This window comes from Marivita sp., from assembly GCF_051251565.1.
In the GTDB taxonomy this organism is placed as follows: domain Bacteria; phylum Pseudomonadota; class Alphaproteobacteria; order Rhodobacterales; family Rhodobacteraceae; genus Marivita.
Genome location: NZ_JBPOFB010000032.1, coordinates 1 through 15,375, shown reverse-complemented (window position 1 = coordinate 15,375; position 15,375 = coordinate 1). Strand labels below are relative to the sequence as shown.

The window sequence follows — 15,375 nt, the reverse complement described above, 5'->3', positions numbered from 1 at the left end:
GTACTTATAAATATTGTGGCGTAGAGTATTTTACACGATTAACTCGTGTTATGTTGATAAATTTGGGTGCGGAAAAGCCGCTCCGACAAACGGGGGGACGCTGTCCCCCCGCACCCCCCTGAGGTATTTGAAGCCCAAAGAAGGTTATGCGATCAGGTAGATCAGGCCGCTTTGCGCGACCGGCGACGACGATTGCCACCCGGCTTGGCTGTTGCCGATGCGGGGCGACCTTGGCCACCTTTGCCACCACGACCCTGACCGCGCGGTTGCGGCTTGCGGGCAACGGGATCTTTGGGGGCAGAGCCGCTGGCGACCGGAACCTCGATCTTCATCACCTTTTCGATCTGGCGCAGCAGATCAGCTTCGTCCGGGGCGCAGAAGGCAATCGCTTCGCCTTCGCGGCCCGCACGCGCGGTCCGGCCGATGCGGTGGACATAATTGTCGGGCACATCCGGCAGATCATAGTTGATCACGTAAGCCACGCCGGGAATGTCGATGCCACGCGCCGCAACATCGGTGGCCACCAGCACCTTGATGTCGCCATCGCGGAACGCCTTGATCGCGCGGTCGCGCTGACCCTGGCTTTTGTTGCCGTGAATGGAGGCGGCGTTGTAGCCGTCAGCCACGAGGCCCTTCATCAGTTTTTCCGCGCCATGTTTGGTGCGCGAGAACACAAGCGTCAGGGCGTCCATATCCCGCGACAGGATTTCGCGCAGCTTGCCGGGTTTTTCGCCCTTGCTGGACAAATGGTGCACCGATTGGGTCACCTTGTCGGCGGCTTTGCCCGGAGGAGCAACCTGCACGCGCTGCGGGTTGGTCAGGTAGGCCTTGCTCAGGTCTTCCATCTGTTTTGGCATGGTGGCCGAAAACAGCATCGTCTGGCGCGGTGTGCCCAGTTTCGGCGCAATGCGGCGCAGGGCATGGATAAAGCCCATGTCGAGCATCTGGTCAGCCTCGTCCAGAACAAGGTGCTTGACCGTGCGCAGATCAACCGCCTTGCGGTCCATCAGGTCGATCAGACGGCCGGGGGTGGCGACCAGAATGTCGGTCCCCTTGAGAAGCTGATGAATTTGCTTGTTGATGGACTGCCCACCGACAACAACGTTCACCTTGAGGTGGGTTTTCTTGGTCAGGGTGCGCAGCGCTTCGGCGATCTGGTTCACCAGTTCGCGGGTCGGCGCGAGGATCAGCGATTTCGCTGTCTTTGCAGCCGGGCGTTCAGGCATGTCCATCAGGTGGCTGATCAGCGGGATGCCGAACGCCATTGTCTTGCCGGTGCCGGTCTGGGCGAGGCCCAGAACGTCATTGCCCGCCATGGCAAGCGGGATCGCCTTGTCCTGGATCGGGGTGGGGCTGGTCAGGCCAGCCTCTGTCAGAGCGGCGAGGATAACGGGCTTGAGGCCCAGAGTTTCAAAATCAGACAAAAGGTATCCTTTGCGTCCGCACGCATCAGGCGCACGGATGGGGTTCTGCCGCATCATCGCGGCAAACGAGGGTGTCGCAGGACCTTAAGACATCACGGGAGCGCCCCGCACCGTCTGGTGCTGCGTCAGGGACCCTGCGTGATGGGGAACTGAATTCTTGTATCACCGATGCGCCTGAAGGTCGGGCGCGGCAAGCTCACGCGGCTGCGCGGTGATGTGGGGGACATGGGGCCTCGCGGCGCACAAGTCAACTGATAAAGCGGTACAGCACAGCCGCCGCTGCCACTATGTGGATCAAAGTGATCACAACCGACAGGCCGTGCAGCATGCCAAATCGGCGTTTATCGCCAGCATCTGTGGCGGCATTGATCGCGGGCATGAGGATCTGCCGTGTCGGGATCGTGGTCACTGCGATGGCGGCCATGATCGCGGCGCTTGTCGGGTCAGGCAGCGCTAGGGACGCCGCTGCCAGCGCGGCGCACGCAATCACGAAGAGGTAGAAATGCGGAAAGGCACGGCGGATCGTGGGGCCCGCAGTGTCTGCCGGAAGTGCCGTAAAGAGGAATGCCGCAAAGCCAAAGGAGTAGAGCACCATTCCACCGAACAGCAGCGCGGTCAAAAGCAAGGCGAGTGTTGTCATTTGTACGGCTTTTCCTATTCGGGTTTTTGGGCTGTGCCCATGTAAATGATCATCGTGCCGGGAACGCGCCCAAAGGTGAAATCCCCCCGCCGGTTGATCCCGCGCGGGCCAAGGCCGACCATCTTGCCCACCGCAAAGCCGGCCTGTTGCAGATGACGGCGCAGCTCGGCGGGTTTGATGAACATATCGGGGTCATGCGTGCCCTTGGGCAGCAGCTTCAGCACATCTTCCGCCATCGTGATCGTGGCCAGACGCGCAATCGGGTTGCGGTTGATCGTGTCGAACAGGAACATCCCACCGGGGCGCAGCACGCGGGACACTTCGACAATCACCCTGGGCAGGTCCTGCACGTGCTCCAACACATCCACGCAGACCACCGCGTCAAAGCTGGCGTCAGCATATGGAAGCGCCTCACCGACGCCGACATCATAGCGGATGCCTTTGCCTAAACCCTTGGCATGCGCGATGGCGGCGGCGATGGCGTCTTTGGCGGGGTCGATGGCTGTGACAGTTGCGCCTCGGTCATCCAATGCCTCAGCCATAAAGCCCCCGGCGCACCCAAGATCAAGCACGGTCTTGCCCGGCCAGTCGAGCTGTTTGTCGAACCAACCAAGCCGACCCGGCACCATGTTTTTGAGCGTGCGCACCCAACGGATGTCATCGGACCACCACTGCGCGGCGACGTCGTCATAGATTTGCAGGTTATTCCGCTGGGCTTCCGCCATTCTTGCGCTCCTTACGGGTGAGTTGCGGCACGATATAGGGCACCGCGTTGCGATAGCGATCAAATGCCGGGCCGTAGCGCTGTTCAAAGCGCTTCTCTTTCAGGCGGGGGGCCAGCAGACAATAGGCGGTGTAACAAATGGCAAGCGCCAATTGGTCGGGCGTCCAGACCGGCACGGCCCAAAGGGTGAGGGCAAACGCAACATATATCGGCTGGCGGATGTGGCGAAACAAGCCACGGGTTGGCATGGCGGGAAAGACAGGTTTGATCTTGGCCAAAAGCGACATCCAGCCCAGCGCGCCCGATTGCACCTCGCCGCCGGCGTCGAAACTGGCCTTTATCAGCAAGAGCCATGTGGCGGCATAGGCGATGCAAATGACGACAAAAGCAGCACCTTCGGCCCGGTACCATATGACACCGCTGGGTGTCCAAAGCAGGAACAACGCCGCCAGTTGGAACGACGCGATCATTGCGTAAGTCGTGGTGGACAGCGTGCCACCATGCGGTCCGGGGATCAGGCCCGCAACAATCCGCGTGCCGCGTTTCGACAAGAGCGCCGAGTGCAACAGCGGGAATTGAACGATGAGCGCAGCATTGGCCAGCGCGGCCCAAGGCCACGGGACTGCGCCAAAACTCTCGCTCATTCCAAAGAACATCGCGGCCATCATCGACATCACCGCCACGGCAAAGACCGCGTGGCAGACAAGCCCCATGGTCAGTGCCAGCGCGATGCGTCCTTTGCCCGGCGGTGCGGAGATGGCCGCTTTGATCAAGGCGATCAGGCGGGCGACGCGTGGATCATCAAAAGTCATACGCTGCGCAAAATGTCGTCGGCCGTGGCAGTTCCACTTTGCCATGCATGTTCGATCCGGGGGCCAGGGCACCAATCGCCACAGGCATAAAGCCCACCATCCAAGGAGGTCACAAAAGACTGGCCCAGTGGCTTGGTCACCAGCGCATAACGCCACCGATGCGCAGTGGCATAGGCCACCTCAGACGCGTGCAGATTGTAAAGGTCAAGAAACAGAGCAAGCATCAGAGCTGCGATCTCGTCCTTGGACATCTCCAGATGCGCGGCGCTCCAGTCTGCGCTGGCCTGCACCACCCAACAGGTCTGCATCGGGCGACCGGGTTTGGCGCTGTCTCGTGCGATCCATGCAAAGGCGTCTGTGGGATTGATCTGAGTGACTGGCGCATCAAGGGCGCGGGTCAACGCAACCATCAACGTCAGTCCGGGGTCATATGTGACGGCGTCCAGCGATTGCGTCAATGCTCCCGCCGTCAATATAGCCGTTTGCGGTGCCGGAGCGGTACAGACGACGCGGTCAAATAGGCCAAGCGGGGTGTCAGCATGCAGGCTCCAGCCACCCGCCTCGCGGGTCAGCGCGGTGATTTCAGTGGCTTGGTGCAGATCAAGACCTTGGCCCAGATACTTGGCAAAGCCCGTCATTCCGGGGGTGCCAACATAGGCGCTTGGGCTTTGATCATCGTGCCATTCCGCGACAAAGCCGTCTGATTGCGCCTGCGCAAGCACCTCTTGGAACGCTGCGGTGCGGTGTTGGATCATCTGCGCACCGTGGTCGAATTGCAGGCCATCTTCGGCGCGACGGGTCGCAACCCGCCCACCAATCCCGCGCCCTTTGTCAAAAATGATTGGCGTCAGTCCAGCATCGTTCAGACGCCGCGCGCAGGCCAGCCCCGCAACACCCGATCCGATGATTGCGATATTCATAAACCCTGCCCCATTTCGCTATTTCGTTTTGCGCAGAGCTAAAACGAACACCGCGCCCGTCGAGGGACGCGGTGTCACAGGGTTGGGTCAGACGCATCAGATCGTGAACGGATCGTCCACAATTCCCACCAACTGGATCAAGAACGCGCCAGTATCGGCGTCCAGCGCATCAGCGTAGATCGCGTTGATCGCCTCGAACGCGGTGTCGATCGAACCTTGGTCGCCGCGCACCACAAGATCCATCACCGCATTGGCGTCAGGCAGATCCGACAGGCCACGGATAACCGCGAAATAGGTGCCGATATCTGTCTTGTCGGACAGATAGGCCCGGTCAGCGAGTTGCAGATCAATGTCCTCTTGCGTTGCCCCTGCGCCCAGATCAATTTTGACCCCCTCAAGCGCATTTAGGATAAACGCATCGCGGGTCACAAATTCGCCTTCCAGCGCATTGATCCAGAAATTCAAACCGCCCTGATCCGGGGTTCGGCCCAAAACGTTGCCGTAGACCTGGGTCACGAATTCCAGCGTACTGAGCGTATCAGGATAGGCGTTTTCCGTCTCAGGCTGCGTCAGGAACAGGCGCGTGATCTCTTCCAAGGATACCCCGTTTGCAAAGGCCGATCCCCAGAAGTTCAACCCCTCGGCATCGGGTGCCCGGTTGAAATAAGCGATGTAAAGCTCGACAAAACTGTCGATCTCTTCGGCGCTCAGCGACGCAATGCCGATTTGATCCCTCAGGTTGAAATCCTCGCCGCCCGCAAAAGACAGAACCTCAATATCGCTCAACCGGTCGGTGCCATCGATGCCAGAACGGTCCACCACGGTGACGCCATCCCCGGAGATCTGAAGCGAATATCGCCCCTGAAGACCGGAATAGACGGCCGTGTCCCCGGCACCTGCCCCGCCAAACAGCGTGTCGTCATCCGCGCCGCCGGTGAACCTGTCATTGCCGCCAAAGCCGAACAGGATATCCTGACCCAGCCCACCATCAAACACGTTTGCCAAATCGTTCAAGTAGAACCAGTCGCCGTCATCCGACCCCGAAACCGCGCCATCAAGAGCGACGACAAAACTCGGATCAGAATTGCGCGATCCCACGATCAGCGTGTCCAGCGCGCTGGTCGCCGCAGGCAAGAGATCGGTGATGGCGCTGATGATTGCTTGGAACTGTGTCGCCGCCAAAGATTCGAACGCCGAGAGATCCACATCCGTTGCGCCGGTTAACGCCTGCCCGAATCCCTGAAGCGCCACGGATGGCGTAACAGTCGCAACCTCGACTGCGGCTTCGGCCTGCGCGCAGGTGGCGACTGTTACGCCATCCGTGGCGAATTGCTCCAACAACGAAAATTGCGTCTCAAAATACGACAGGATCGCATTGCCCGCCGCTTCGCCCACGATGCTCCAGAGATTGATCAGCGTTGAGCCGCTGAATTGCGACGCATCTGCGCCCGGAATGAACCAATTCCCGCTGTCCGCGTCGATGGTAAAGATCGGAGACGTGAACAGCCCGTCAGTCTGGTTCCAAAGCAGGTCGGCCAAGCGCGTCTGCGCCAGGTCAAACGCCGTGGTCAAATCGTCTTCCAGCGTTCCGCCAGAGCCATCCAACCCCTCGACGTTGATCAAAAGCGTGCTGCGCGGCACGCCGTCCAGAATCGCCCGGATTTCTGCAAATGCGTCGTTGATGAACCCCACATTGCCATTCGACCAATCCCGAAAGAACGCAAGCTCCTCGGCATCGAGACCTGCCGTGAACTCGGGATTGCTCAAAAGTGACTGAATAAGCGGACGATTGTCGAGCAACGCCTGCTCAGCCGCTGCCAGCAGGTCCAGGTATTCGCCGACCGTCAATGACACAAGATCTTCAAGTGAGGTTGGTGCGGCCAAGCCGCCAAATCCGGCCAAGGGCGTCAGCGATGCGAGGCTGTCGGCAAGACTTTATTCAAATTCGTTTTCCATATGTTCGTAAAATTCCCAAGCGTTAAAAATGATATCAGGAATCCGGCTTGCGCGGATCAAGTCAACAAAATTCGCATGCAAAGTGTTCTGTTACTCGTGTAAATCCGGGACCAACACGCACGGCGCCCCTGAACTGCACGACGTACTCGGCAGGTTGTTCAAACAAGGAATATCATGAATTGGCGGAGGCTCAGGGATTCGAACCCTGGGGACGCTCTCACGCCCAACGGTTTTCAAGACCGCCGCATTCGACCACTCTGCCAAACCTCCGGTGAGTGGGGACATAGCTTCCAGATTCCGATTCTGAAAGCGGGGGATTGGGAAAATCTGCACAATGGTGTCGTCAGACTTTTCTTGGCGCGACGAAGACTGTAAGCTTTGCGCAAAACAAATGCGGTGCAGGGCAAACAGCCCAGAAGCGCGCCCGTATCGGCATAGCAGAAGGCGAGCAGGCAATGAACTCCAGGATCAACAACTCTTCGGTGTGGCGCAGCGCTCGGGCGACTGCGATGTGCAGTGTTACGATTGTTGCGCTTGCAGGATGCGAGGGGGCGAATTTTCCTGCCTTTCTTCAAGGCGGGACGTCTGCCTCGCAAGAGGGTGCCGCACCCGCTGCGGGAACCCGCGCGACCCGGTTGGTCGAACGCGATGTCGAAGCGCCCGAGGTGTTCCAGGTCTCCGAGGCTGGTCTGTGGGATGGGCGTCCGTCACTGGGCGGCGTCTGGGCAGCACACCCTGATGTGTCCGACCCCGAACGCGTGATCATCCGCAACGAAGCCAATGGCAATTTCGTCATTGGGGCGCTTTTCCGCAAGGAACGTGAAACCCCCGGCCCGCGTTTGCAAATCTCGTCTGATGCGGCGGCGGCCCTTGGCGCGCTGGCAGGTGCACCGACACAGTTGAACGTCGTGGCGCTGCGCCGCGAGGAAGTGCCCGATGACGCCACGGCGGCCCCTTCTTTGGATGCCCCGATCGGAGACAGCATGCTGGACGCACCGACCGACGTGGCTGAAACCACGCTTGATCCGATTGCAGAGACAGCCGCCGCTGCGCTTGATGCGGCCCCTGCCGCTGTGGCCGCACCTCGCCCCACCACATCGGTGCTGGACAAGCCCTTTATCCAAATCGGCATCTTCAGCATCGAACAGAACGCCAACAACACCGCGACCGCGATGCGTCAGGCCGGAATGGTGCCGACGGTTCTGCAACAATCCTCAAGCGGCAAAACCTTCTGGCGCGTGGTGGTCGGACCGGCACAGACCCGCTCAGAACGCAGCGCGTTGCTTGCCAAGATCAAAGCATCGGGCTTTACCGACGCTTATGCGGTGACAAACTGACCCCGTAATCCAGCAGGAATGACAGGAGAGCTGCCATGATCCGCAAAACCCGTGCCATCCTTGCTGCAAGCGCCGCGGTGATCCTGCTGTGCACCGGCCCGAGTGCCGCCTTTGACACGCAAGCAACAGCCGCTTTCGTACTGGATGAAAAAACCGGAACGGTGCTTTTGGCCAAGGATGCAGACACCGCCTTGCCGCCCGCGTCCATGTCCAAGCTGATGACGCTATATATGGCCTTCGAGGCTGTGCGCGATGATCGCTTGCAGTTGGACGAAGAACTTCCCGTGTCCGCCCATGCCAATTCGTTTGGCGGCTCGACCCTGTTCTTGCGGGAAGGCGAGCGTGTTTCGGTGCGTGATCTGATCCGGGGTGTGATCGTGCTGTCCGGCAATGACGCGTGTGTTGTCCTGGCCGAGGCGCTGTCGCCCGACGGCACCGAGGCCGGGTTTGCGCGTTTGATGACCCAGCGCGCGCAGCAGATGGGCATGACCAATTCGGTTTTCAAAAACTCCAGCGGATGGCCTGCGGACGGCCATGTCATGTCGATGCGTGATCTGACACTTTTGGCGCAGCGCCTTATCGAAGACTTCCCGGAATTCTATCCGATGTTTGCGGAAACGGAATTCCTGTTCGACGAAGCGGAATCGTCCAACCGCTTCAATCGCAACCCGCTTCTGGCGCTTGGCATCGGCGCGGATGGGCTCAAGACGGGTCACACCCAAGAGGCGGGATACGGGCTTGTCGGGTCCGCCAAACAAGGGGACCGCCGTGTGATCTTTACCATCACTGGCTTGGACACGGCCCAAGCTCGGGCACAAGAATCCGAGTCCATTGTCAACTGGGCGTTTCGCCAGTTTGCCGAAAAGACCGTGACGCGCGCCGGCGCTGTTGTGGCGCAGGCCGATGTCTGGATGGGCGCGACTGAAACCGTGGGTCTGGTGGCAAACGACGATGTGACGCTGCTTTTGCCAAACACACCGGGCGCTGACATTTCCGCCGAAGTTGTCTATACCGGCCCGATCAAGGCACCGATTGCCGAAGGCCGCCAATTGGCCGAACTGATCATCAGCCCCGAGGGGCTGCCGGAACACCGCATCCCGCTTTTTGCGGCCAGTGCGGTTCCAGCCGCCGGATTTGTATCGCGCATGATGAATGTCTCGCAGGTGCTTTTGGGCCGTTTACAGCCGGGCTCTGAGGACGTGATGTGAACCGATCCGGGCTGTTTATCAGCTTTGAGGGGATCGACGGGTCGGGAAAATCCACACAAGCGCGCATGTTGGCAGACCGCTTGCGCCAAGACGGGACCGATGTTGTCCACACCCGCGAACCCGGTGGCAGCGCCGGGGCAGAGGAAATCCGCGCCTTGGTGCTTCAAGGCGACCCGGATCGCTGGTCGGCCGAGACCGAGCTCTTGCTGTTCACCGCTGCCCGCCGCGACCATCTGGAACGCACGATCCAACCCGCTTTGACGGCGGGCAAGGTGGTGATCTGCGACCGATTTGCCGACAGCACCCGCATGTATCAAGGTCTGTCACGCGGCAACCTGCGTGCCAAGGTGGACGCGCTGCATGATCTGATGATCGGGATTGAGCCTGACCTGACCCTGCTGATCGATATGGATCCCGAAACCGGCCTCAGCCGCGCCAAGGCGCGCAACACCGTCGAGGAACGGTTCGAGGATTTCGGCCAAGACCTGCAAGACACCATGCGCGCCGGGTTTCTGGCCTTGGCCAAGGAATACAGCGACCGCTTTCGTGTTATCGACGGCGCACGGGATGCACAGAGTGTTGCACAAGATGTGTGGGCTGCGGTAAGCCCGCACCTGCCATGAGTGACGCCACACAGCCAGAACCCGACCGGATCGACGGCGCCCCGCACCCGCGCGAGACGCTGAAATTGTATGGTCAGCACGCCGCACAAGCGGATTTCCTGCAAGCGTTCGGTTCGGACCGGCTGCATCACGGCTGGCTGATCACCGGGCCGCGCGGGGTTGGCAAGGCAACTCTGGCCTGGCAGATCGCGCGCTTTCTTCTTGCAACGCCCTTGGCGCAGGATGACGGGCTGTTCGGCGCGCCGCCCCCACCCACGGACCTGCACATTGCCGATGACCATCCAGTCAGTCGTCGGATCATGGCCGGGTCGGAACCGGGCCTCTTTGCACTGCGCCGCCCATATGACGACAAGGCAAAACGCCTGAAGGCGCAGATCACAGTAGACGAGGTGCGGCGGCTCAAGGGGTTCTTTGCCCTGTCCTCTGCCGATGGTGGACGCCGCGTGGTGATCGTGGATGCGGCCGACGACATGAACGTCAACGCCGCAAACGCGATCCTCAAACTGTTGGAAGAGCCGCCAGACCGCACGACGCTTTTGCTGGTCAGCCACCAACCATCGCGGTTGTTGCCGACCATCCGGTCGCGCTGCCGCGAATTGCGGCTTGCCCCGCTGAACGCAGACGACATGGCACAAGCCCTTACCGCGACCCAGATTGACCAGAGTGTCTCTGACCCGGCAGCCCTTGCGGCTCTGTCGGGTGGGTCAGTTGGCGAAGCCGTCCGCCTGATGCAGCAAGACGGGCTAAAGCTTTATGCCGATTTGGTGAAACTGTTCTCCACCTTGCCTGACCTAAGCCGTCCGCATGCCATCGCTTTGGCCGAAAGCGCAGCCGGACGCGGCAAGGAAGAGCGACTGGACCTGCTGCTTGGCCTGTTTGACCGGGCGCTCACACGGCTTGCCCGCACCGGGGCCACCGGACAGCCCCCCTCCCCCGAGGCTGCCGCGCAAGAAGCGCAGACCTTTCACCGCCTTTGCCCAACGCCTGCGTCCGCCAGAGGCTGGGCGCAACTGGCACAGGATCAAGGCGAACGCCTGCGCCATGGGCGCGCGGTGAATGTGGAGGCGGGATCGCTTTTGCTGTCGAGCTTTCTGGCCCTGCAAGACGGATGCCCACGGCCCTGAACAGGGCGCAAGCCACGTCTTGACGCCCCCCGTCGCATCCCCGATACCAACCGCATGCCTACACCACAGATAACCGACAGCCATTGCCATCTGGACTTCCCGGATTTTGACGACGAACGCGCCGAGATCATCGACCGCGCGCTGGACGCGGGCGTGCGTCGCATGGTGACGATCTGCACAAAACTGCGGCTTGAACCGCAAGTTCGTGCGATTGCCGAAACCTATGCGCCGGTGTTCTACGCCGCAGGTACCCACCCGATGAGCGCGGCGGATGAGCCACTGACCTCGGTGGACGAACTGGTGGCGCTGGCGCAACACCCGAAATTTGTGGGCATCGGCGAAACCGGACTGGATTATCACTACACGGGCGACAGTGCCGAAGTGCAGAAAACCTCGCTTGGGATTCATATCGCGGCGGCGCAGGAAACCGGATTGCCGCTGATCATCCACGCGCGGGCCGCCGATGACGACATGGCCTGCATCCTCACCGACAGCTTCAAAGCAAAGCCCTATACCTGTGTGATGCATTGCTTTTCCTCGTCCGCCGAACTGGCCCGCGCCGCGCTTGATCTTGGGTTTTATCTGTCCATGTCCGGCATTGCCGCCTTTCCCAAAAGCCAGGAACTGCGTGATATCTTTGCCGCCGCGCCGGTGGACAGGGTTCTGGTGGAGACAGATAGTCCGTATCTTGCGCCGCCGCCGCACCGGGGCAGACGCAATGAACCGGCCTATACCGCGCACACCGCCCGCGTTGGCGCGGAAGTGTTCGGGATGGACTACGCCGATTTCGCCGCCCAGACCGAGGCGAATTTCGAACGCCTTTTCTGGAAAGCCGCGCAATACAAGGCCGCTGCATGATGAACGAGACGCGCTTTACGATCCTTGGCTGCGGATCATCCGGTGGTGTGCCGCGCCTTGGGGGCATCTGGGGCGCGTGTGATCCGCAAAACCCCCGAAATGTGCGCCGCCGCTGTTCGATGCTGATCGAACGGGTGACCGCGGACGGGATCACCCGAGTTCTGATCGACACCAGCCCTGACATGCGCGCGCAGCTTCTCAGCGCAGGCATCGGAGAGCTGGACGCGGTTGTCTACACCCACAGCCATGCCGACCATGTGCACGGGCTGGATGACCTGCGGATGATCGTCTTCAACATGAAAAAGCGCCTGCCCGTCTGGGCCGATGGCGACACGCAGAACGATCTGTTTTCGCGCTTTGGCTATGCCTTTGTGCAACCCGCAGACAGCCCGTATCCCCCGATCCTGGACATGCACACGATCAAAGGACCAGTGACAATCGACGGCGCGGGCGGGACCATCACCCTGACCCCGTTCAAGGTCAACCACGGCAGCATCGACGCGCTTGGTTTTCGGATTGGCGATCTGGCTTATCTGCCGGATGTCGCCAGCATCTCGGAAGAGGTTTGGGCGAACCACCTGCAAGGCCTTGATGTCTGGATTCTTGACGCGTTGCGGCGTGATCCGCACCCGACCCATGCGCATCTCGCACGCTCGCTCGAATGGATGGCGCGTGCCAAGCCCCGGCACGGGGTTCTGACCAACATGCATGTCGATCTCGACTATTCCACCGTTGACGCGGAAACCCCCGACCACATCACACCGGCCTATGATGGCATGGTGATCACGCAGCCGCTTGGATGATCCAAACCGTCCGATATTGCGGGCGCTGCGTCCGGGCGCTGCGCTAAGATGCAGGCGTTGATTGATGTCATCCTGCCGGTCTTTCTGGTGGTCGGATTTGGCTACGCGGTGGCGTGGCGCGGCCTTCTCAAGGATTCGGCCATCGACGGGCTGATGCTGTTCACCCAAAACGTGGCGATCCCGTGCCTGCTGTTCCGGGCGATCTGGACTCTCGATCTGGGCGACAGTTTCTCAATCCCGTTGTTGATCAGCTTTTACTCAGGGTCGTTGACCTGTTTCCTAGCCGGCTTGTTTGGCGCGCGCGTCTTGTTCAAGCGCGATTGGGAAGACGCGGTTGCCATCGGTTTTACCTGCCTGTTCGCCAATTCGGTTCTGCTGGGCCTTGCGATCACCGAACGCGCCTTTGGGCCAGAGTCCCTGTCGGCCAACTATGCCATTATTGCGCTACATTCGCCGTTTTGTTACGGGCTTGGGATCACGGTCATGGAATTCGTACGCGCCCGCGCCGCCGACAAACCGAACCGCGATGTGCCCTTGATCGTCGTCAAAGCGATGTTCCGCAATGCGCTGGTGATCGGCATTGCCATCGGCGCGGTGTTCAACCTGTTCAACGTCACCCTGCCCGCCCCCGTCACCGAGGCGCTGGACATGATCGTCCGCACCGCCCTGCCCGCAGCATTGTTTGCGATGGGGGGCGTGCTCTATCGCTACCGCCCCGAGGGCGACATGCGGATCATCCTGTTCGTGTGCGCGATCAGCCTGCTGCTGCACCCGGCGATCACATATACGCTTGGCACCGCCTTTGCGCTTGAGGACAGCGCGTTCCGCAGCGCGGTGATCACCGCCGCCATGGCACCGGGGGTGAATTGTTATGTCTTTGCCAACATCTATGGCCGTGCCCGCCGCGTGGCGGCGTCTTCGGTTCTTTTGGCAAGTGGGCTTTCCGTGATCTCGACTTGGCTTTGGCTGGGGGCTTTGCCCTGAACCCCTTTCATCGCGGGCAGCTACGCCTGCGCGCGCCTCGACACGGGCAACCGCAACGCGCGGAGTTGACGGAGGAAAATTTGCTGGTTACAAAATTGTATCCAGCAGGATACAAAACCAGTGCCCAGCGATCCCTCTCTCTCCAGCGGTGAAACCGCCTATGCCAGCCTGATCACTGCGCTGCGCAGCGGGGATTACGCCCCCGGCGACCGTTTGCGCGAAGAGGACGTGGCCAAGCGGCTTGCCCTGTCGCGCACCCCGGTCCGCGAGGCGCTGCGGCGGCTTGAGATCAATGGCATCGTCGAACATCGCCCCCGGATCGGCGCGGTGATCCGCAAACTGTCCCAAACCGAGATTGTCGAACTCTACGAGATGCGGATCGTGCTGGAGCGCACCGCCGCCCGCATGGCCGCGCAACACGGATCGGACGCGGAATTCGATGCCTTGGAAGATATGAATGCCCGGATCGCAGCGGCCCAGGACACACCCACACTGGGGGCGGCCATCAATCAGGACTTTCACGAGGCGCTGTACCGCGCCGCACGCAACCGGTTTCTGGTGTCTTCGGCGGAGGCAATCAACAACGCGCTGATCTTGCTGGGGCCGACCACCTATCTCGATCCCGAGCGCATCCGCATCGTCGTGTCGCAACATGCCGATGTCATCACCGGGCTGCGGCACCGCGACGGGGATATGGCCGCCCATGCCGCCGAGATCCATTTGCAGACATCCCTGCGCTACCGGCTCAAGGCGCTGTCCGCGTGAGGCCGATCGTTCAGGTCTTCGCGGTTGCCGGGGTCGGGGTGGCAGTGTTCAAGCTGCTGCATCTGCCGCTGCCGTGGCTGTTGGGTCCGATCAGCGCTTGCCTAATAGCCGCGCTTGCCGGGGTGCAAATGCGCGGGATCAAACCGCTCAACGACACGATGCGCACCATTCTGGGGGTCGCGGTTGGTGCCACGCTGACCCCTGCGGTGCTCGCCACCTTTCCGGCGATGTGGCCAACGCTGCTGATGGTCCCCCTCATGGTGGCCTGCATTGGCCTGATCGGCGTGCCTTATTTCCAGCGCTTCTGCGGCTATGATTTCCCGACCGCCTATTACGCCACCATGCCCGGCGGGCTTCAGGACATGATTGTCTTCGGCGAAGAGGCCGGGGCCAATGTGCGCACGCTCAGTCTTATTCAGGCGACACGGGTCATGGTGATCGTCGTCGCCCTGCCCTTTCTGCTGATTGGGATCTGGGATGCCGATTTGTCCAATCCCCCCGGCGCACCTGCAACAAGCATCCCGCTGCACGAGTTGGGGTTGATGGTGCTTTGTGCGATTGTCGGATGGCGTGTGGCCAAATGGGCGGGCCTGTTCGGGGCGTCCATCCTTGGACCATTGATTGCCACCGCTGCGCTGACCCTTGCGGATGGATTGCACCACCGCCCGCCCGCCGAAGCGATCTGGGCAGCGCAGTTTTTCATCGGCATGACCATCGGTACGAAATACGCGGGAATCACTCTGGCCGAGATCCGCAAGGATTTGGTGGCAGGACTTGGGTTTTGCGCGATCCTGATCGTGCTGACCCTCATCTTTGTCGAAGCGATCTACAGCCTCGGATTGGCCCCCGGCATGGAGACGCTGCTGGCCTTCGCCCCCGGAGGACAGGCCGAACTGACAGTGCTGGCCCTGATCGTGGGCGGCGATGTCGCCTTTGTGGTGGCGCACCATATCCTGCGGATCTTTGTGGTGATCATGGGCGCACCCCTGGCCGCAAAGGTGTTTCGCGCGCGGTTTGCAAAGTAGCAAAGCCCAGTTTGCAAACCGGCATTCGTCTGGTGATGTTCGGGACATGGCAGGACATGCGCAGCCCGAAAACGGCTGGCCTTGCCCGGTGGTTCAAAGTGGTGCGGTCGGAGAGACTCGAACTCTCACGGGTGTTACCCCACAGCGACCTCAACGCTGCGCGTCTACCATT

15 protein-coding genes and 1 tRNA gene are annotated in these 15,375 nt (G+C 60.9%); 9 read left to right on the top strand and 7 right to left on the bottom strand.

What is annotated here, in order from left to right:
* Positions 1 to 161: 161 nt before the first annotated feature.
* The 7 genes from ACSHXH_RS18485 to ACSHXH_RS18455 form a co-directional block, all read right to left on the bottom strand.
* Positions 162 to 1,424 carry a DEAD/DEAH box helicase gene (locus tag ACSHXH_RS18485; protein WP_435673275.1) on the bottom strand — a complete coding sequence of 421 codons (1,263 nt, stop codon included), beginning with the start codon at positions 1,422 to 1,424 and terminating at the stop codon, positions 162 to 164.
* 247 nt (positions 1,425 to 1,671) lie between these two features.
* On the bottom strand, positions 1,672 to 2,064 hold the full coding sequence (locus ACSHXH_RS18480) for a DUF4149 domain-containing protein (RefSeq protein WP_435673274.1): 393 nt from the start codon (positions 2,062 to 2,064) through the stop codon (positions 1,672 to 1,674).
* Between the two features lie 14 nt (positions 2,065 to 2,078).
* Positions 2,079 to 2,789 (bottom strand): bifunctional 2-polyprenyl-6-hydroxyphenol methylase/3-demethylubiquinol 3-O-methyltransferase UbiG, encoded by a 711-nt coding sequence (ubiG, locus tag ACSHXH_RS18475; protein ID WP_435673273.1) that lies wholly within the window; start codon positions 2,787 to 2,789, stop codon positions 2,079 to 2,081.
* Positions 2,767 to 3,600: an isoprenylcysteine carboxylmethyltransferase family protein gene (locus ACSHXH_RS18470; protein ID WP_435673272.1), complete on the bottom strand. Its 834-nt coding sequence runs from the start codon at positions 3,598 to 3,600 to the stop codon at positions 2,767 to 2,769. Before ACSHXH_RS18470 ends, ubiG begins: the two co-directional genes overlap by 23 nt.
* Positions 3,597 to 4,520: an NAD(P)/FAD-dependent oxidoreductase gene (locus ACSHXH_RS18465; protein ID WP_435673271.1), complete on the bottom strand. Its 924-nt coding sequence runs from the start codon at positions 4,518 to 4,520 to the stop codon at positions 3,597 to 3,599. The genes ACSHXH_RS18470 and ACSHXH_RS18465 overlap by 4 nt, the downstream gene beginning before the upstream one ends.
* Before the next feature lie 96 nt (positions 4,521 to 4,616).
* Complete coding sequence (locus ACSHXH_RS18460) at positions 4,617 to 6,422, bottom strand: DUF4214 domain-containing protein (protein WP_435673270.1); 1,806 nt, start codon at positions 6,420 to 6,422, stop codon at positions 4,617 to 4,619.
* A 234-nt stretch (positions 6,423 to 6,656) separates the two neighbouring features.
* Positions 6,657 to 6,746, bottom strand: a tRNA-Ser gene (locus tag ACSHXH_RS18455).
* Between the two features lie 185 nt (positions 6,747 to 6,931).
* Here ACSHXH_RS18455 and ACSHXH_RS18450 point away from each other — a divergent pair.
* The 9 genes from ACSHXH_RS18450 to ACSHXH_RS18410 all read left to right on the top strand — a co-directional run bounded on the left by ACSHXH_RS18450 (position 6,932) and on the right by ACSHXH_RS18410 (position 15,203).
* Positions 6,932 to 7,813, top strand: coding sequence for an SPOR domain-containing protein (locus tag ACSHXH_RS18450; RefSeq protein ID WP_435673269.1), 882 nt, complete (start codon positions 6,932 to 6,934; stop codon positions 7,811 to 7,813).
* Positions 7,814 to 7,848: 35 nt separating this feature from the next.
* Positions 7,849 to 9,021 (top strand): D-alanyl-D-alanine carboxypeptidase family protein, encoded by a 1,173-nt coding sequence (locus ACSHXH_RS18445; protein WP_435673268.1) that lies wholly within the window; start codon positions 7,849 to 7,851, stop codon positions 9,019 to 9,021.
* Positions 9,018 to 9,644 carry a dTMP kinase gene (gene tmk / locus ACSHXH_RS18440; protein WP_435673267.1) on the top strand — a complete coding sequence of 209 codons (627 nt, stop codon included), beginning with the start codon at positions 9,018 to 9,020 and terminating at the stop codon, positions 9,642 to 9,644. The genes ACSHXH_RS18445 and tmk overlap by 4 nt, the downstream gene beginning before the upstream one ends.
* Positions 9,641 to 10,768, top strand: coding sequence for a DNA polymerase III subunit delta' (locus tag ACSHXH_RS18435; RefSeq protein ID WP_435673266.1), 1,128 nt, complete (start codon positions 9,641 to 9,643; stop codon positions 10,766 to 10,768). Before tmk ends, ACSHXH_RS18435 begins: the two co-directional genes overlap by 4 nt.
* Positions 10,769 to 10,822: 54 nt before the next feature.
* Complete coding sequence (locus tag ACSHXH_RS18430) at positions 10,823 to 11,626, top strand: TatD family hydrolase (protein WP_435673265.1); 804 nt, start codon at positions 10,823 to 10,825, stop codon at positions 11,624 to 11,626.
* A complete protein-coding gene (locus ACSHXH_RS18425; RefSeq protein ID WP_435673276.1) occupies positions 11,626 to 12,429 on the top strand; it encodes an MBL fold metallo-hydrolase in 804 nt (267 codons plus the stop codon). Before ACSHXH_RS18430 ends, ACSHXH_RS18425 begins: the two co-directional genes overlap by 1 nt.
* 48 nt (positions 12,430 to 12,477) lie before the next feature.
* Positions 12,478 to 13,413 (top strand): AEC family transporter, encoded by a 936-nt coding sequence (locus ACSHXH_RS18420; protein WP_435673264.1) that lies wholly within the window; start codon positions 12,478 to 12,480, stop codon positions 13,411 to 13,413.
* Between the two features lie 120 nt (positions 13,414 to 13,533).
* Positions 13,534 to 14,178, top strand: coding sequence for a GntR family transcriptional regulator (locus ACSHXH_RS18415; RefSeq protein WP_435673263.1), 645 nt, complete (start codon positions 13,534 to 13,536; stop codon positions 14,176 to 14,178).
* Entirely contained in the window at positions 14,175 to 15,203 is a 1,029-nt protein-coding gene (locus ACSHXH_RS18410; protein WP_435673262.1) for an AbrB family transcriptional regulator, read from the top strand. The genes ACSHXH_RS18415 and ACSHXH_RS18410 overlap by 4 nt, the downstream gene beginning before the upstream one ends.
* Positions 15,204 to 15,375 lie beyond the last annotated feature (172 nt).

Excerpts from the sequence above, each read along its gene's own strand:
- ACSHXH_RS18420 (WP_435673264.1), top strand. The coding sequence starts at position 12,478 with ATGCAGGCGTTGATTGATGTCATCCTGCCGGTCTTTCTGGTGGTCGGA.
- ACSHXH_RS18425 (WP_435673276.1), top strand. The coding sequence starts at position 11,626 with ATGAACGAGACGCGCTTTACGATCCTTGGCTGCGGATCATCCGGTGGT.
- ACSHXH_RS18465 (WP_435673271.1), bottom strand. The coding sequence starts at position 4,520 with ATGAATATCGCAATCATCGGATCGGGTGTTGCGGGGCTGGCCTGCGCG.
- ACSHXH_RS18445 (WP_435673268.1), top strand. The coding sequence starts at position 7,849 with ATGATCCGCAAAACCCGTGCCATCCTTGCTGCAAGCGCCGCGGTGATC.
- ACSHXH_RS18450 (WP_435673269.1), top strand. The coding sequence starts at position 6,932 with ATGAACTCCAGGATCAACAACTCTTCGGTGTGGCGCAGCGCTCGGGCG.
- ACSHXH_RS18470 (WP_435673272.1), bottom strand. The coding sequence starts at position 3,600 with ATGACTTTTGATGATCCACGCGTCGCCCGCCTGATCGCCTTGATCAAA.
- ACSHXH_RS18435 (WP_435673266.1), top strand. The coding sequence starts at position 9,641 with ATGAGTGACGCCACACAGCCAGAACCCGACCGGATCGACGGCGCCCCG.
- ACSHXH_RS18430 (WP_435673265.1), top strand. The coding sequence starts at position 10,823 with ATGCCTACACCACAGATAACCGACAGCCATTGCCATCTGGACTTCCCG.
- ACSHXH_RS18480 (WP_435673274.1), bottom strand. The coding sequence starts at position 2,064 with ATGACAACACTCGCCTTGCTTTTGACCGCGCTGCTGTTCGGTGGAATG.
- ubiG (WP_435673273.1), bottom strand. The coding sequence starts at position 2,789 with ATGGCGGAAGCCCAGCGGAATAACCTGCAAATCTATGACGACGTCGCC.